Genomic DNA, 15,656 nt, shown 5'->3' with positions numbered 1-15,656 from the left:
CGTCGATAGTCGTCGTTTGACCGTCGTCGTGGGCGGCCGTCCGTCCACTCCCGACAGAGATGGGGGAACCGACGTGGACCGCACCGTACGCCAGCCCGATCTGAGCCCGCCGCCGCTGGACGACCTCCGGCGCACCCCGCTCGGCCGGATCCCCGTCGACCGGGCCCGGTCCGTCGCGCACGTGACCAGCCGGAGGGAGGCTCGTCCGGCGCGTGTCGATGTCGCGGCCTTCACCTCTGCGATCTGAGCCGGCCGATCCGGGCCGGCGACCGGCCGGCCGCGTCGCCCCGCTGACGCAGTACGTGCTCAAGCTGGTCAGCCGCTGCGACCTCGCTTGCGACCACTGCTACGTCTACGAACACCCGGACCAGTCCTGGCGACGCCAGCCGCGGATGATGGCCCCGGCCACGGTGCGGGCGGTCGCGGGGCGGATCGCGGAGCACGCGGCGGCGCACCGGCTCGGCGGCGTACGAGTGGTGCTGCACGGCGGCGAACCGCTGCTCGCGGGCGCCGCCCGGCTCGGTTCCACCGCCGCCACCCTGCGCCGGGTCATCGAGCCGGTGGCCCGGCTCGACCTGCGGATGCAGTCCAACGGTGTGCTGCTCACGCCGGCGACCTGCGACGTGCTGGTCGCCCACGACGTCAAGGTGGGGATCTCGCTCGACGGCGACCGGGCCGCCAACGACCGGCACCGTCGCCACGCCAACGGGGCGAGCAGCCACCGTCAGGTGCTGCGGGCGCTGGCGCTGCTGCGCAGCCCCGCCTACCGCAGCAGTTACGCGGGCATCCTCTGCACCGTCGACCTCGCCAACGACCCGATCCGGGTCTACGAGGCGCTGCTCGCCGAGGAGCCGCCGCACGTCGACTTCCTGCTGCCGCACGCCAACTGGGACAACCCGCCGGTCCGGCCCGACGGCCGCGCAACGCCGTACGCCGACTGGCTGCTGGCCATCCACCGGCGTTGGCTGGCCGACGGGCGTCCGGTGCCGATCCGCCTGCTGGAGTCCCTGCTCTCCACCGCCACCGGGCAGGGCAGCCGCAGCGAGGCGGTGGGGCTCGCCCCGGCCGACCTGGTGGTCGTCGAGACCGACGGCACCTTCGAGCAGGTCGACTCGCTGAAGTCCGCCTTCGACGGCGCGGCGGCCACCGGCCTGGACGTGTTCCGGCACCGGGTGGACGACGCCGCCGCCCACCCCGGCATCGCCGTGCGGCAGACGGGCCTGGCCGGGCTCTGCCCGACCTGCCGGGCGTGCCCGGTGGTCGGGCACTGCGGGGGCGGGCTCTACGCCCACCGCTACCGTGCCGGCAACGGCTTCGACAACCCCTCCGCCTACTGCGCCGACCTGCTGCGGCTGGTCCGGGTGGTGACGGCGACCCCGGTCGCCGACGAGCGCACCCGTCCCGCCGAGTCGCTCGACCGGCGGGTCCTCGACGACCTCGCCGGCGGCTCCGGCACGGCGGGCTCGGCGGCCCAGCTCGCCGCCGTCCACCTGGCACTGGTACGCGCCCTGCTGGTCGCCCTCAGCGAGCGGGCCGCGGGCGACCCGGTCGCGGCCGAAGGGTGGCGGCTGCTGGTGCACCTGGACGACGCGCACCCCGACGCCGTCCGCGCCGTGCTGACCCACCCCTTCGTACGCCACTGGGCCGAGCGGTGCCGCACCGGCGCGGCAGAGCTGTCCCACCTGGCCTGCGTGGCGGCTGCCGCCGCGGTCCGGGCCCGGGTCCGGGCCGACGTTCCCGTCCCGGTGCGCGACGGAACGGTCAGCCTGCCGACGCTCGGCGCGCTCGCCGTCGGTGCCGACCGGGGCGTCGTCCGGCTCGTCACCGACGACGGCGACGTCCGGCTCGCGGGCCGGCGGGTCACCGTCCTCGCCGACCGGGACGGCGGCCCCGCCCGCGAGGACGGGCCGGGCTGGCTGCCGGTGCGCCTCGGCGGGGACCGGTTGGTGCTGGAGGACACCGATCCGCACCGGGACTGCTACGACCTGCCGGTCGAGCCGCGGCTGTCCGGCGCCGCCGCGCTGCGGTGGACTCGGCAACTGGAGCGGGCGGTGCGCCGGATCGACGCCGAGGCCACCGGCTACGCGGCGGGGGTACGCACCCTGCTGCGGGCCGTCGTGCCGCTGCGCGCGGAGCCGACCGGCCGGTCACGCGGCGCCACCGTCGGCACCGCCTTCGGCGCGGTGGCCGCCGTGCCCGTGCCCGACGACGCGGCCCTCGCCGTGCTGCTGGTACGCGAGGTGCAGCACCTCAAGCTCGGCGCGGTGCTGGACGTCTGCGACCTGTTCGACCGCGACGACACCCGGACGCTGCGTGTGCCGTGCCGGGACGATCCACGCCCCGTGGGGGACGTGCTGCACGGCGCGTACGCCCGCCTGGCGGTCGCCGACGTGTGGCGGCACCGCCCCGGCCCGGCCGCCGTGGGCCACTTCCGTCGCCACCGGGACCGGACCGACGGCGCCCTCGACGCCCTGCTCGGCCACGGTGCCCTCACCGCCACCGGCGAACGGTTCGTCCGGGGCATGCGCGCCACCGTGGACGGATGGGCGTGACCGGCGTTCCGCTCCGGCGGGACACGCTGGCGACGGACCTGCGGGCGCTGGGACTGCCGGCGGGGGCCACCGTGCTGGTGCACTGCGCCCTGTCCCGGGTCGGCCGGGTCGCGGGTGGCCCCGCCGCCCTGCTGGCCGCCGTGCGGGACGTGCTGGGCGGGTCGGGCACGGTGGTCGTACCGGCGCAGACGGCCGGGAACTCCATCACGTCCCGGCAGTTCCGGGAGGCGACCGCCGGAATGAGCGCCGCCGGGGTCGCGGAGGCCGAGGCGGCCATCGCGCCGTTCGACCCGGAGCACAGCCCCGCCGAGGGCATGGGAATCTTCGCCGAGCACGTACGCCGCCAGCCGGGGGCGGCGCGGAGCCGCCACCCGCAGACCTCCTTCGCCGCCCTCGGCCCCGACGCGGCCCGGCTGACCGCCGTCCACGACCTCGACTGTCACCTCGGCGAACGCTCCCCGCTGGGCGCGCTCTACGCCGTCGACGCCGTGGTGCTGCTGCTCGGCGTCGACTGGTCCGTCTGCACGGCGTTCCACCTGGCCGAGTACCGGCTGCGCCGGCCGCCGGCCGACCGGGCGTACCGGTGCTACGTGCGCGACGCCACCGGGCGGCGGGTCCGGCGCGACTTCCGGGCCCCGGATCTGCACGACACCGACTTCGCGCTGATCGGCTCGGCTCTGGCGGACACCGGCGCAGTGCGGCGCGGGTCGGTCGGCGGCGCCGACTGCCGGCTCGTCGGTGTCCGGACGGCCGTCGACTTCGCCCGAGGGTGGATGGATGAACACCGGCGGTGACGGGCGGGGCAGCGCAGAGTTGACCAAGCTCGATAGTGTGGACGGCCGGGAGTCGCCGCACCGGTCGGGAGCCTCAGGTGGCAGAGGAAACACTCTGGGAGGACGAGAGCGCCCCCGTGTTCTTCCTCAGCTACGCCCACAAGAAGAACCAGGTCGCGGCACCCCGGGACACCAACCAGAAGGTGTTCCAGCTCTTCGTCGACCTCTCCGACCACGTCGTCGAGCTGCTCGGCCTCGGTCCGGGGCGCACGGCCGGGTTCATGGACCGGATGCTCGACGGAGGGCAGGTGTGGACCGACGACCTCGCCTTCGCCGCCGGGCACTGCCAGGTCTTCATCCCGTTGATCTCGACCCACTACCTCAACAGCGCCTGGTGCGCCCGCGAGTGGGACGCGTTCACCCGCCGGCAGATCCTGACCCGGCCGGGCGCCGATCCGTCGGCGGGGGAGACGCCTGTCATTCCGGTCAACTGGTCCCTGGTGGAGCGTCGCCAGCTGCCGGCGGCCGTGTCGCGGCGACAGATGTTCACCCCCACCCGGCTGCCCCCGGAGATCGCCCCGCAATACCACGAAGAGGGCATCTACGGCCTGCTGAGTCTCGGCGACACCGGCAAGGCCGCCTACGACGCGGTGGTCTGGCGGCTGGCGCAGCGCATCGCCCGGGCGTACCGGACGCACTGGGTGCGGGCCCAGGTCCCGACCGACGTGCGGCAGTTGCGCACCACGTTCGAGGAGGGCGGACATGACGTGGTCTGATCCCGCCCCGGTCCGCGGCGCGCCTCGCCGGGAGACCTACTTCTTCCTCAGCTACGCCCACTCGGTGCCGCTGTCGGCCGGCGTCCGGCCGGACACCGACTACTGGGTCAACCGGTTCTTCAACGACCTGGCCGCCGCCGTCCGGCACGCCGCCACGAGGGGCGGCGACCTCGACGCCGGCTTCTACGACGGCCAGGTCAACCCGGGGGCCGACCTGCGGCAGACGCTCACCGACGCGCTCAGCCTCGCGCACGTCTTCGTGCCGCTGCACTCGCCGAACTACTTCCGCAACGCGTGGGCCCTCGGCGAACGCGAGTCGTTCCGCAGCCGGCTCGCCCCGCTGGCCCCGGCGCGGGCCGAGCGGCACCTGGTGCCGGTGCTGTGGCTGCCGCTGCCGTCCTGGGGCGACCGGCCGGAGACGACCCGGGCCCTCGACCTGGTGCGGGACGCCGGCGACCGGGCCGACTACGCCGAGAACGGCCTGCGTGCCCTCTGCAAGCTCAGCGCATACCACCAGCAGTACCGGCGGGTCCTCGACGCGCTGGCGAGGCGCATCGTCACGGTGGCCGAGACGCAGCCGCTGGCCCGGTCCCGGGCGGCGACGCTGTCCAGCCACCCGGTGCCCGACAGCGTCGGCCCGGCGCTGGTGGTCGCCACCCTCACCGACCACTCGCGGTGGCGGCCCTACGCGGGGCAGCACGAGCTGGCCGTGGCCGACTACGTCGCCGCGACCGCCGAGCGGCTCGGTCTGCCCACCCGGGTCGTCGACCTGGCGGCGGCTCGGGCGCTGGCGCCGCGGAGCCCCACCGTCGTGCTGGTCGACGCCGCGGCCGGCGCCGCCGCCATCCGCTCGGCGCTGGCCGACCTGCCCCGCTGGGCGGTCCCGTTGGTCATCGCCGCCGACCACGAGCGCGGCACCACGGCGCCCGAGTCGGTCGCCGAGACGTTGCAGGATGCCGGGTTCCCCCGGGTCATGCCGGTGCGGGCGATCGACGAGTTCGAGCGCTGCACCCCGCTGCTGGTGACCGAGGCCCGCAAGCAGTTCCTCCGGTACGGCCCGGTCGACCCGCCGGACGGCCCGGCCACTCCGAGGCCGAGCCTGCGCCCGGCCCGGCCGTTCGACGGGCCGGCGGGACCCGGCCCGGCCCTGCCGCCGGTGCGGCCGTTCGACACGACGCGAGGGAAGGACGAGCGATGACGCCATCGCGCGAAGGGCAGGTCGTCACCTTCTACTCCTACAAGGGCGGTACGGGCCGCACGATGGCGCTCGCCAACACCGCCTGGATCCTCGCCGCGAACGGCCAGCGGGTGCTCGTCGCCGACTGGGACCTGGAGTCTCCCGGCCTGCACCGGTTCTACGCCCCGTTCCTCGACGCGGAGCAGGTCGCCACCACGGGCGGCGTCATGGACCTGATCCTGGACTACGAATGGGAGAACGCCCGCCAGCGCGAGGAGAGCGGCACCGACACCCGCCCGGGCGACTGGCACCGGGAGTTCGCGCGCGTCCACCGCTACGCGTTCTCGGTGGGCTGGGAGTTCCCCGGCGGCGGCAGCCTCGACCTGCTGCTGGCCGGGCGGCACAACCCCGACTACGCCACCAGCGTGACCGGCCTGAACTGGGACAACTTCTACAACCGGCTCGGCGGCGCGCAGTTCTTCGACGCGCTGCGGGAGGACATGAAGCGGCACTACGACTACGCCCTGATCGACAGCCGCACCGGGATCAGCGACGTCGCCGAGATCTGCACCATCCACCTGCCCGACGTCCTGGTCGACTGCTTCACCCTCAGCGACCAGGGCATCGACGGTGCCGCGGCGGTGGCCGCCCGGGTGCGGGACTACGAGGGGCGCCGGGCCCGCCGGGTGCTGCCCGTGCCGATGCGGGTCGACGACGGCGAGAAGAGCAAGCGGGACGCCGGCCGGTCACTGGCCATGCAGAAGTTCACCGGCCTGCCGGGCGGCATGACCGACAGCGAGCGGCAGGCCTACTGGCTCACCGTCGAGGTGCCGTACCGCGCGTACTACGCGTACGAGGAGACGCTGGCGACCTTCGGCGACGAGCCGGGCGGGCGCACCACCCTGCTGTCGGCGTACGAGACGTTGACCAGCCACATCACCAACGGCAGGATCACCAGCCTGCCCCGGATGGACGACCAGCTGCGCCGCCGGACGGTGCAGCGCTTCGAACGCAAGCCGGCGGTCGTCGACGAGTTGATCCTGCTCCGGCACGCGCCCGAGGACCAGATCTGGGCGGAGTGGGCGCAGGCCGTGCTGAACTCGGCGGATCTCCGGGTGGTGACCGCCGTCCTGGACGGGCCGGTGCCCGAGCCGGCGGGTCCGGCGTTCCGCGAGGTCCGGCTGGTCTCCCGGGCCTACCTGGCGGCCCAGCGGTCCCGCCCCGACGCCGTGGACCGCGCCGCGCCGGGTTGGCTGGCCGTGCACGTCGACGACACCCCGCCCGTGCCGGACGTGCCGGTCGGCAGCTGGACGGCCGTGCACGACCTCACGGCCGAGGACGCGGCGACCCACCTGCTGAAGCTGGTCGGCCGGACGGCGGACGCGGCCGGGCTGCGCCCTGCCCGTTTCCCGGGCGTGCGCGCCGCCGTCTTCAACGTGCCGGCCCGCAACGCCCGCTTCACCGGCCGCGAGGAGCTGCTGCGCAGGCTCCGGGAGGAGCTGAGGGCCGCGGGCGGCGGGACGCCGGTCGCGCTGCGGGGCGGCCCCGGCCTCGGCAAGACGCAGCTCGCCATCGAGTACGCCCACCGGTTCCGGGGCGCGTACGACATCGTCTGGTGGATCGCCGCCGACCCGCCGCAGTTCGTCGACGTGCGGATGGTGGAACTCGCCGAGGAGCTGGGCCTGCCCCAGACCACGATCCCGGAGACCAACCGGGCGCTGCGGCAGCGGCTGAGCCAGACCGAGCGCCGCGCCGACGGCAGCCCGCCACCGCACTGGTTGCTCATCTTCGACAACGCCGACCTCTACGAGGACGTCCGGCCCTATCTGCCACAGGGCAACGGGCACGTGCTGGTCACCACCCGCAACCCGGACTGGGGCGACCTGGCGCGGGCCGTGGACGTCGACGAGTTCGAGCGGGCGGAGAGCGTGGCGCACCTGCGCGCCCGCCTGGGCGAGCACCTGATGAGCGTCGCGGAGGCCGAGCGGGTCGCCGACGCCGTGGAGAATGTGCCGATCTTCGTCGCGACGGTCGGGGCGTGGCTGGCCGACACCCGCACGCCGGTCGACGAATACCTGGCCGGGCTGCGCCGCACCGGCCTGGAGACGGAGGTCTGGGACCTCCCGTTGCAGCGGCTGCGGGAGGGCTCGCCGGGGGCGTACCGTCTCCTCCAGCTCGCGTCGGTGCTGGCCCCGGAGATCTCCCTCGACCTGCTCTACGGCGACCAGGTGGCGCGGGTCATCGCCCCGCACGACCCGGTGGTCGCCGCCCGCGTCGCGGACCGCGTCTCCGAACGCGACATCGCCGCGACGCTGGTGCAGCGGATGAACAAGCTCGCGCTCATCAAGCTGGACCCGCACGCCCACCGGGTGCAGGTGCACCGGCTGTTGCAGGCCGCCCTGCGCGCCCGGATGACCGAAGACGAGCTGGTCACGGCCAAACACGAGGTGCACCAGATCCTCGCCGGATCGCGCCCGCCGGGCGAGGTGGAGGACCCGGCGAACCGGCAACGGTTCCGGATGCTCTGGCCGCACCTCGACGGCTCCGGCGCGATCTCCTGCGACGACGACGACGTCCGGCAGCTGGTCATCGACCGGGTCCGCTACATCTACGTCAGCGGCGGGTACGAGCAGGGCGAGCGGTACGCGCGAGAGACCGAGGCCGTCTGGTCGGCGCTGCTTCGGAAGCTGCCGCCGGACGGGCCGGAGCACCGCAAGCTGCGCGTCCAACTGCTGCACCTGCGGTTCAACTGGGCCAACCTGCTGCGCAGCCTCGGGCGGTTCGAGGAGGCCTACCGGCTGGACGAGGGCACCCTGCGCCAGCAGGAGGAGCTGATCGGCGACAGCCATCCGCACACGCTGATGACCGCCGGCGGGTACGGAGCCGACCTGTGCACGCTGGGCCGCTACCAGGAGGCTCTGGAGCGCACCCAGCGGACGTACGCCGCGTCGGTCGAGGTCTTCGGCGAGGACCACCGCCGCACCCTGAACGCGGCGAACAACCTTGCCGCGTCCTACCGGCTGACGGGAATGTTCGACCGGGCCCTCGAGCTCGACCGGGCCACCAACCGCCGGCTACGGGTCGTCCTCGGCCCGGAGCACCCGAACACCCTGGCGTCGGCCAACAACCTCGCCCGCGACCTGCGGGAGACCGGCGACTACGAGGGTTCCGTGGCGCTGTTGCGGGAGGTGGTGACCGGCTACCGGAACCTCTTCGGCGACCACTCCCGCGCCGTGCTCACCGCGCGGGCCAACCTGGCCGCGTCGCTGCGCAGCACCGGGGAGATCGCCGAGGCCGCCGAACTGCTCGACGAGACCTACCAGCGGCTGCTGGCCACCCTCGGGCCGACCAACCCGGACACCCTGTTCAGCCGGCTCAGCCGGTCGGCCAACCTGATGTTGCAGGGGGAGAACGCGCAGGCCCTGGCGGAACTGGGCGAGACGGAGCAGCAGTTCGTCCAGGTGTTCGGTCTCGACCATCCCTACTCGTTGGTCTGCCGGATCAATCTGGGCGTGGCCCTGTGGGACGCCGGCGACACGGACACCAGCCGCTCGCTCACCGAGGCGACGACCGGGACGATGCTGGCCACGCTCGGCGACCGGCACCCGTTCACCATGGCGGCGGCCAACAACGTCGCGGTCTTCACCATCCTCACCGGCGAGCCGGAGCGGGGACGCGACGGGCTGCTGACCGTCGTGGATCAGCTCACGCAGGTGCTCGGGCCCGAGCACCCCGACACGCTGCGGACCCGGGGCAACCTGGAGACCGTCAACCAGGCGCTGTCCGGCGGCCGGGTGAGCATCGGGCGGATGCGCATCTCCGACCGGCTCGCCAACCGGGTCGGGCAGCACCACCCCAGCGTCGTGGTGCTACGCGACGGGCGGTACGTGCGCCGGGTGCTCGACCCGCACCCCTACTGACCGGGCCGCGCGCCGATGAGCAGGTCGGTGCTCAGCGCCGGGTCAGGGTCGGGGTCGGGGTCGACGAGCCAGCGCAGGATGCGCGGCAGCTCCTCGACGGCGTCGAAGTGCGCCGCCCCGGGCCGGACCTCCATTTCGGCGCCGGGGATCTGCGCGGCGAGCCACCGACCGTGGCTGACCGGGGCGAAGTTGTCGTCGGCGCCGTGCCACAGCCGGACCGGCGTCACCGCGGTGTCGATCGCCTTGAGGTCGAACGCCCAGTTGCGGCGGAACGCCAGCACGTCGTCGATCCACCCGTACGGGCCCGAGCGGAGGGCCTCCTCGTAGGTGTCGGTGATCAGTCGGCGCAGCGCCGGGTCGTTGACCGCCCGGCGGTCCGCCGCGCTCATCTCCGTCCGCAGGTCGGCCAGGAGGAGCCGGGGATCGGCGGCGGCCCGCTCGGCGCGCTGGCGGATCTCCTCCACCACGGCGGCGGTGTCGGGGGAACCCACCCCGAACCCGCGGACGTTGCCGGTGTTCATGCCGCCGACCCAGTCCAGCTCGATCGCGTTCCACGGCGCGAGGCTCACCAGCACCGCCACCCTGCTCACCCGGCCACGCAGCTCGGCGTCGGCCGCACAGGCGAGGGCGTGCGGGCCGCCCCCGGAGCGGCCGACGACGGCGAACCGCTCCACGCCCAGCTGGTCGGCGATCGCCTCCACGTCGCGGGCGGCGTCGGCCACGTCCCGGCCCTCGCGCCGGTCGGAGTCGCCGTAGCCGGGGCGATCGTAGGCGATCAGGCGGACGCCCATCCGGTAGAGCACGATGCTGCGGGGCTTCGGGCCACGGCGGCTGCCGGGTGTGCCGTGGAGCAGGAAGACGGGGAATCCGTCGGGCGCGCCGGTCACCTCGTACGCCACGCGTCTGCTGTCCTCGCGTGTGGCGAAGTCGGCCCCTGGCTCGCCTTCTCGGGTCACTCCATCCTGCCCTTCGGTGCCGCAACCAGCCAATACTCGCAACCCGGAATCGAGTAGAGACGATGTCTTGCGGCCCCCACTCAGCAAATGAGCCTAATGGTCGGGCCCGTCGCGCCGCTATGGCGAGCCGCAACAACCGGCCGGATCTGTCGGAAACGACACCTACCGGCCCACGCCGGCTGGAACTTCCGGCTGGCCGCCGGCCGAGCCGCCGCTCCGCACCGGCGCGGCCCCCGACCGGCCGGCCCGCCCCGGCCGGTGTGCCGGCGGTCGGCTCGACGCCGGCACACCGCCACGCCCGCCGGGAGAGCGCCCCGCACCTGCGGAAACGAGCCGGCACCGGCACGCCCGACCCGGAACCAGCACGGCCGGATGCCGGAACGGGCCGACACCGGCGCGGTGGAGCGCGGGCCGGATCAGGTCCCGTGCGGCTGCGCGGGGCGCAGGGCGCCCGCGGTGGTCGGGCGCCATCCGGCCCGGTGCAGCGCCGCGCACAAGCCGCCGCCACGCCCGAAGAGTGCTGACAGGGGAGCCATGAGCCACATCGGCGGATAAGCAGGATTTGGCGGCTTGCGGCGTTAGGTCGACGGCCGGCGATAGGTCGGCTACCGACAGAGGGCAGCGGGGTCGCCCCTTTCGTCACCAGCACCGCGCCGGTCCGACCGCGCGCCGGCGCACCCGGCTGCCCACTCATCGACGCCTGCCGCTCGTCGTCACCGGACGTCGGACGCCGGTTCGGGCCAGCCCCACCACCTGCCGCCCGCGCCGGGAACCCGTGGGGGTACATCGCGACAGCGGAGTGCGTCTAAGATCGATCACGTCAGCAGCGATGAGGGGGAGGTGAGCCCGGTGAACATCCAATATCACGTCTGGGCACTCCACCCGGCCATCCCTGTTCGCTGACCTCGCGTCGGGGAGCGCCCTCCTGACCGGAGGAACAATGACCTTCTCCCCGTTCCGTATCGACGTCTCCGACGAGATACTCGACGACCTGCGGGCCCGACTGACCCGTACCCGCTTCACCAGCCGCAGCGGCGACCAGCCGTGGCAGGCCGGCACCGACCCGGACTACCTGCGGCACCTGGTGTCCTACTGGGTCGACGGATTCAACTGGCGTGCTCGGGAAGCAGAACTCAACGCACTGCCGCACTACCAGACTCAGATCGGCGGCCGGCGCCTGCACTTCCTGAGGGTGGCCGGGGCGCGTCCGAAAGGCGCGCCCGCACCGCTGCCGCTGATCCTGAGCCACGGTTGGCCCAGCAGCTTCGTGGAGATGCTGCCGCTGGTCGACCGTCTGACCAACCCCGCTCGCCACGGCGGCGATCCCGCCGACGCGTTCGACGTGGTGGTCCCCTCGCTGCCCGGGTTCCTGTACTCGGAGCTGCCGAAGGGCCCGCTCACCCGTGCGACGATGGCGCAGACGATGCACCTGTTGATGACCGATGTCCTCGGTTACCAGCGTTACGGCGCCTTCGGCGGCGATGTCGGCGGCGTGGTCACCGGCTGGCTGGGCGCGCTGTATCCCGAGCAGGTGGTCGGCATCCACATGATCCACCCACCGTTCCCGGCCAGCTTCGACTCCCGCCCGCTGTCGCCGGCCGAGCAGGCGTTTCTCGACGCCGAGGCGGTGTACGACCAGACCGACGGCGGGTACAGCGCCATCATGGGCACCCGGCCGGACACCATCGCCGCGGCGCTTGTCGACTCGCCGGCCGGCCTGGCCGCCTGGCTCGTCGACAAGTACCGGGACTGGAGCGACAACCACGGAGACCTGGAAAGCCGGTTCGACCGCGACACCCTGCTGACGATCATCACCCTGTACTGGGCGAGCGGCACGATCGGTTCCTCGTTCCGCCAGTACTTCGACTATGCCCGCAACAGCCCACGACCCGACATCACGGTGCCCGCCGCGTTCACGGTGAGCACCGAACCGTCGATGGTCAACTTCCCGCGCGAGATGACCGAACGCGCCTGCACCGACATCCGGCACTGGAGTGAGCCAGGTAGGGGCGGCCACTTCATGCCGCTCGAGGAACCGGACCTGCTCGCCGGCGAACTCAGGCGGTTCTTCACCTCGCTCCGCCCGTACTGATCAGCAAGGGAGCCGGGTCGCAACACCGGCCCGGCTCCGCCGGCTGTCTCGACCGCCGCGCCCCGACGGCTCTGATTACCGGCCCAGCCTGCGACGACAGCTGACGCTCACGGCACGGCCCCGTCCCCTGAGATCGCAGCGCTGCACCCGCACCCTGACCTCGCACCCCCGAGGGCGGGCCGAACCATCGGACGCTCCGTCCCTGGATGTTCGCGCGGTCGATCCACCTCACCCTCCCTCCGTGCCGATGCCCGGCGTGGCAGCCCTCACCCCCATCTTTACGTTGACAAGATAAAGAGTTTCCTTCAATCTTTACGGTGACAAGATTGGAGGACGGGATGGTTCCGTTCATCGCCCTCACGGGCGGATTCATCGTGCTACGGCTCATCGGCCTGGTCGGCGTCGACGCCCTGGACGCCTGGCAGCCGGCCCTGCGGGGCGCGCTGGCCCTGATGTTCGTCTTCACCGGCGTGCCCCATTTCCTGTCCTCATGGCGCCGCGACTTCGTCGCGATGATCCCGCCGGCGATCCCGCACCCGGCCCTGCTGGTCACGCTCACCGGCGTCCTGGAGCTCGCCGGCGCCGCCGGACTGCTGTTTCCGCCGACCGCGCCGTACGCGGCGATCGGGCTGGCCGTGCTCATGCTCGCGATGTTCCCGGCCAACGTCTCGGCGGCCCGCCGGGGTCTCACCCTGGCCGGGAAACCCGTGACCCCCCTGCCGACCCGCACGGTCCTGCAGGTGCTCTTCATCGCCGCCGCGGTCGCCGCGGCCGCGTGAGGTCGCATCTTCGGTTCCGCCAGCCAGCCGCACCACGTCCAGCCGCACCACGTCAACCCGGAAATTCACGAGGGACACCGCGCATGAACACCGAATACGCCGCCGACATCGACTACATCGACCACACCGTGCTCATCACCACCGACCTCACCGCGGCCTCCGCCCGTTACGCGGCTCTCGGTTTCACCCTGAGCCCCGTCTCGCCCCACCACCTGGCCGAACGGCCCGGCGGTCCGCTCCTGCCCACCTGCACCGCCAACCGGTGCGCCTACTTCGGGCAGTCGTTCATCGAACTGCTCGGCATCGTCGACCCCGCCGCCCCCGACCCCTGGGGCGTCCACCAGCTGCGCCAGACCTACCGCGGCCTGCTGATGACCCTCGGCTCCCGCGACGTCCAGGCCACCGCGGAGCGGCTACGCGCGGCCGGCCTCGCCTCCACCGGGATCCGCGCGCTGCAACGAGAGGTCTCCACCCCCGACGGACCGCGGACCGTCCGCGCCGACAGCGTCCGCATCGATGCCGCCCACACCCCCGAGGGGGCGCTCCAGGCAACGCAGCACTTCACGCCGCAGTACGTCCACCAGCCTCGGTATCTCGATCACCCCAACGGCGCGGTCGGCCTGCACAGCGTGCTGCTGGTCGCGCCCGACGACGAGGTCGACGGCCACGAAGAGCGCTACGCCCGCATCCTGGACGCCGACGTGTGGATCGAAGGCCCCAAGCGCGTGATCCACCTGCGGCACGGCCGAGTGGAGATCATCCCGCAGTCCTCGCTCGACGACGTCCTTCCCGGACACGCCCTGCCCGGCCTGCCCCTGCTGGCCGCCCACACCGTCGCTGTCCGCGACCTGACCGCCGCGCGCAAGCTCATCGAGCACAACGAGATCTCCACCCACACCACCCCGGAGGGCTTCTACGTCACGGCCGAGGACGCCTACGGGGTGCCACTCGCCTTCACTCAGGTCTGACGGTCCGCCACCCCGTCCCGGCCCGGCACGCGTACGGGCCCCACCCTGCTCTCTTCGCCGGCTGCTGACCGCTTTCCGGCGACCTCATCTCGGGAGAAGGACTTGTTCACGACACTCATGCTGTTCGCGATCCCCACGCTGGGGTTCCGCCTGCTCGCCGTGGTCGGGGTGCGTCGGTTCGCCGACTGGCGGACCAGCGCGGCCCACGGACTGGCCGTCATGCTCGTCTTCACCGGTGCCGCACACTTCGTCCCCGACAGCGTCACGGTGATGCCCAGCCACGGCGACATGGTGGCCATGGTTCCGCCGTTCGTCCCGTTCCCCAGCCTGGTGGTATATGGGACCGGCGTACTGGAATTCCTCGGCGCCCTGGGACTCGTCCTGGCACGGACCCGTACGGCAGCCGGAATCGGTCTCTCCGTCCTGTTCGTGTTGATGTTCCCGGCCAACGTATACGCCGCCCTGGAGAACGTGCCGCTCAACGGCGATCCCGCCACGCCGCTGTGGTTCCGGATTCCGGAGCAGATCGTCTTCATCGCCGTCGCCCTCTGGGCGGCAGGCGTCGTCAACAGGCAGCCGGCCCACCCCGCCGTCGCCGCACGAGAACCCCGCCCGGCGAACCGCGCTGGCTGAAGCCTGGGCGAACGGGTGGGCGGTGTGGAGCGCTGAAGCGTGGTTCCCCGGGCCGGCCGGGACTGTTGCTGCACTTCGTGCTGCCCAGGACGGAAAGAGGCCGTCACGGTTCCCCGAGACGGCCTCTTCCTGCTGTGCGCCCGAGGGAACTCGACCGCTGGCCTGCTGCTCAGTGGTCGGACGATCAGCACGGTCAGTGGCTCACCGAGACGACCTCCCGGATCCCCACCGTGGTACTCGGCGCGGTGGCGGCGTCGAGACTGGGGATCGCCGGCGTGCCCACCGGTGACGGGGTCGGCCAGCAGGTCATGATCGGTGACCGGTGGTTCACCGTCGTCGGCATCCTCGCCGCCGTGCCCCTGCTTCCGGAGATCGACCGATCGGTGTTCGTCGGCTGGCACGCCGCCCGCTCAGAGCTGGCCTTCGACGGCCACCCCACGGTCCTCTACATCCAGACCGCCGAACCGGCGATCGAGGACGTCCGCGCCGTCCTGCCGGAGACGGTGAACCCGCAGCAGCCCGCCGATGTCGTGGTCAGCCGTCCCTCGGAGGCACTGCTCGCCAAACGAGCCACCCAGAACGCGTTCTCGACGCTGTTCCTCGCGCTGGCCGCGGTCGCGCTCCTCGTCGGCGGGATCGGCGTGGCCAACACCATGGTCATCTCGGTGCTGGAGCGCCGAGCCGAGATCGGACTACGCCGTGCGCTGGGGGCGACCAGGGGCCAGATCCGCAGCCAGTTCCTGATCGAGTCGATGATGCTGGCGCTGCTGGGCGGCGTCACCGGAGCACTGCTTGGAGGAGCCGCCACGGTGGCGTGGGCGACCTGGCACCACTGGCCCGTCATCGTCCCGCTTCCCGCGACGCTGGCGGGCCTCGCCGGTGCCTTGGTCGTGGGAATGGCCGCCGGCGTCTATCCCTCCATGCGCGCCGCCGCGCTGGCTCCGACCGAAGCCCTCGGCAGTGGCTGACGTCCCGTCAGCGCGGCACGTCGGTCGGCCCGCTCCACATGGGCGGGCCGACGTCACACCAC

12 protein-coding genes are annotated in these 15,656 nt (G+C 73.0%); 11 read left to right on the top strand and 1 reads right to left on the bottom strand.

The genetic code is table 11. From position 1 onward, the window contains the following. The first annotated feature begins 16 nt into the window (after nucleotides 1-16). The 6 genes from GA0070606_RS32930 (at nucleotide 17) to fxsT (ending at nucleotide 9,198) form a co-directional block, all read left to right on the top strand. Nucleotides 17-247 (top strand): FXSXX-COOH protein, encoded by a 231-nt coding sequence (locus GA0070606_RS32930; RefSeq protein ID WP_245724724.1) that lies wholly within the window; start codon nucleotides 17-19, stop codon nucleotides 245-247. Then, entirely contained in the window at nucleotides 219-2,552 is a 2,334-nt protein-coding gene (locus tag GA0070606_RS17145) for an FxsB family cyclophane-forming radical SAM/SPASM peptide maturase (RefSeq protein ID WP_091101056.1), read from the top strand. Before GA0070606_RS32930 ends, GA0070606_RS17145 begins: the two co-directional genes overlap by 29 nt. After that, nucleotides 2,549-3,346, top strand: a complete 798-nt coding sequence (locus GA0070606_RS17140) for an AAC(3) family N-acetyltransferase (RefSeq protein ID WP_245724722.1) — start codon at nucleotides 2,549-2,551, stop codon at nucleotides 3,344-3,346. Before GA0070606_RS17145 ends, GA0070606_RS17140 begins: the two co-directional genes overlap by 4 nt. A gap of 77 nt (nucleotides 3,347-3,423) precedes the next feature. Further along, on the top strand, nucleotides 3,424-4,101 hold the full coding sequence (locus tag GA0070606_RS17135) for a TIR-like protein FxsC (RefSeq protein WP_091101048.1): 678 nt from the start codon (nucleotides 3,424-3,426) through the stop codon (nucleotides 4,099-4,101). Continuing rightward, on the top strand, nucleotides 4,088-5,299 hold the full coding sequence (locus tag GA0070606_RS17130; protein WP_245724721.1) for a TIR-like protein FxsC: 1,212 nt from the start codon (nucleotides 4,088-4,090) through the stop codon (nucleotides 5,297-5,299). Before GA0070606_RS17135 ends, GA0070606_RS17130 begins: the two co-directional genes overlap by 14 nt. Further along, nucleotides 5,296-9,198 (top strand): FxSxx-COOH system tetratricopeptide repeat protein, encoded by a 3,903-nt coding sequence (fxsT, locus tag GA0070606_RS17125; RefSeq protein ID WP_091101044.1) that lies wholly within the window; start codon nucleotides 5,296-5,298, stop codon nucleotides 9,196-9,198. The genes GA0070606_RS17130 and fxsT overlap by 4 nt, the downstream gene beginning before the upstream one ends. Here fxsT and GA0070606_RS17120 read toward each other — a convergent pair. Further along, nucleotides 9,192-10,154 carry an alpha/beta fold hydrolase gene (locus tag GA0070606_RS17120; RefSeq protein WP_091101042.1) on the bottom strand — a complete coding sequence of 321 codons (963 nt, stop codon included), beginning with the start codon at nucleotides 10,152-10,154 and terminating at the stop codon, nucleotides 9,192-9,194. The genes fxsT and GA0070606_RS17120 overlap by 7 nt on opposite strands. A gap of 940 nt (nucleotides 10,155-11,094) precedes the next feature. Between GA0070606_RS17120 and GA0070606_RS17115 the strand changes: the two genes are divergently transcribed. The 5 genes from GA0070606_RS17115 to GA0070606_RS17095 all read left to right on the top strand — a co-directional run bounded on the left by GA0070606_RS17115 (nucleotide 11,095) and on the right by GA0070606_RS17095 (nucleotide 15,594). Next, nucleotides 11,095-12,246 (top strand): epoxide hydrolase family protein, encoded by a 1,152-nt coding sequence (locus tag GA0070606_RS17115; RefSeq protein WP_091101039.1) that lies wholly within the window; start codon nucleotides 11,095-11,097, stop codon nucleotides 12,244-12,246. Between the two features lie 338 nt (nucleotides 12,247-12,584). Next, the gene (locus tag GA0070606_RS17110; RefSeq protein WP_091101035.1) at nucleotides 12,585-13,025 is read left to right on the top strand and encodes a DoxX family protein; all 441 of its coding nucleotides are present in this window, start codon (nucleotides 12,585-12,587) and stop codon (nucleotides 13,023-13,025) included. A gap of 83 nt (nucleotides 13,026-13,108) precedes the next feature. Then, nucleotides 13,109-13,993, top strand: a complete 885-nt coding sequence (locus tag GA0070606_RS17105; RefSeq protein WP_091101031.1) for a VOC family protein — start codon at nucleotides 13,109-13,111, stop codon at nucleotides 13,991-13,993. Nucleotides 13,994-14,095: 102 nt separating this feature from the next. Beyond that, entirely contained in the window at nucleotides 14,096-14,626 is a 531-nt protein-coding gene (locus GA0070606_RS33345; protein ID WP_245724719.1) for a DoxX family protein, read from the top strand. 77 nt (nucleotides 14,627-14,703) lie between these two features. Continuing rightward, entirely contained in the window at nucleotides 14,704-15,594 is an 891-nt protein-coding gene (locus GA0070606_RS17095) for an ABC transporter permease (RefSeq protein ID WP_342672190.1), read from the top strand. Nucleotides 15,595-15,656: the final 62 nt, after the last annotated feature.

It is taken from the genome of Micromonospora citrea (genome assembly GCF_900090315.1).
In the GTDB taxonomy this organism is placed as follows: domain Bacteria; phylum Actinomycetota; class Actinomycetes; order Mycobacteriales; family Micromonosporaceae; genus Micromonospora; species Micromonospora citrea.
Note: the sequence above shows the minus strand (reverse complement) of the source record. Positions and strands in the feature narration are given on the sequence as shown.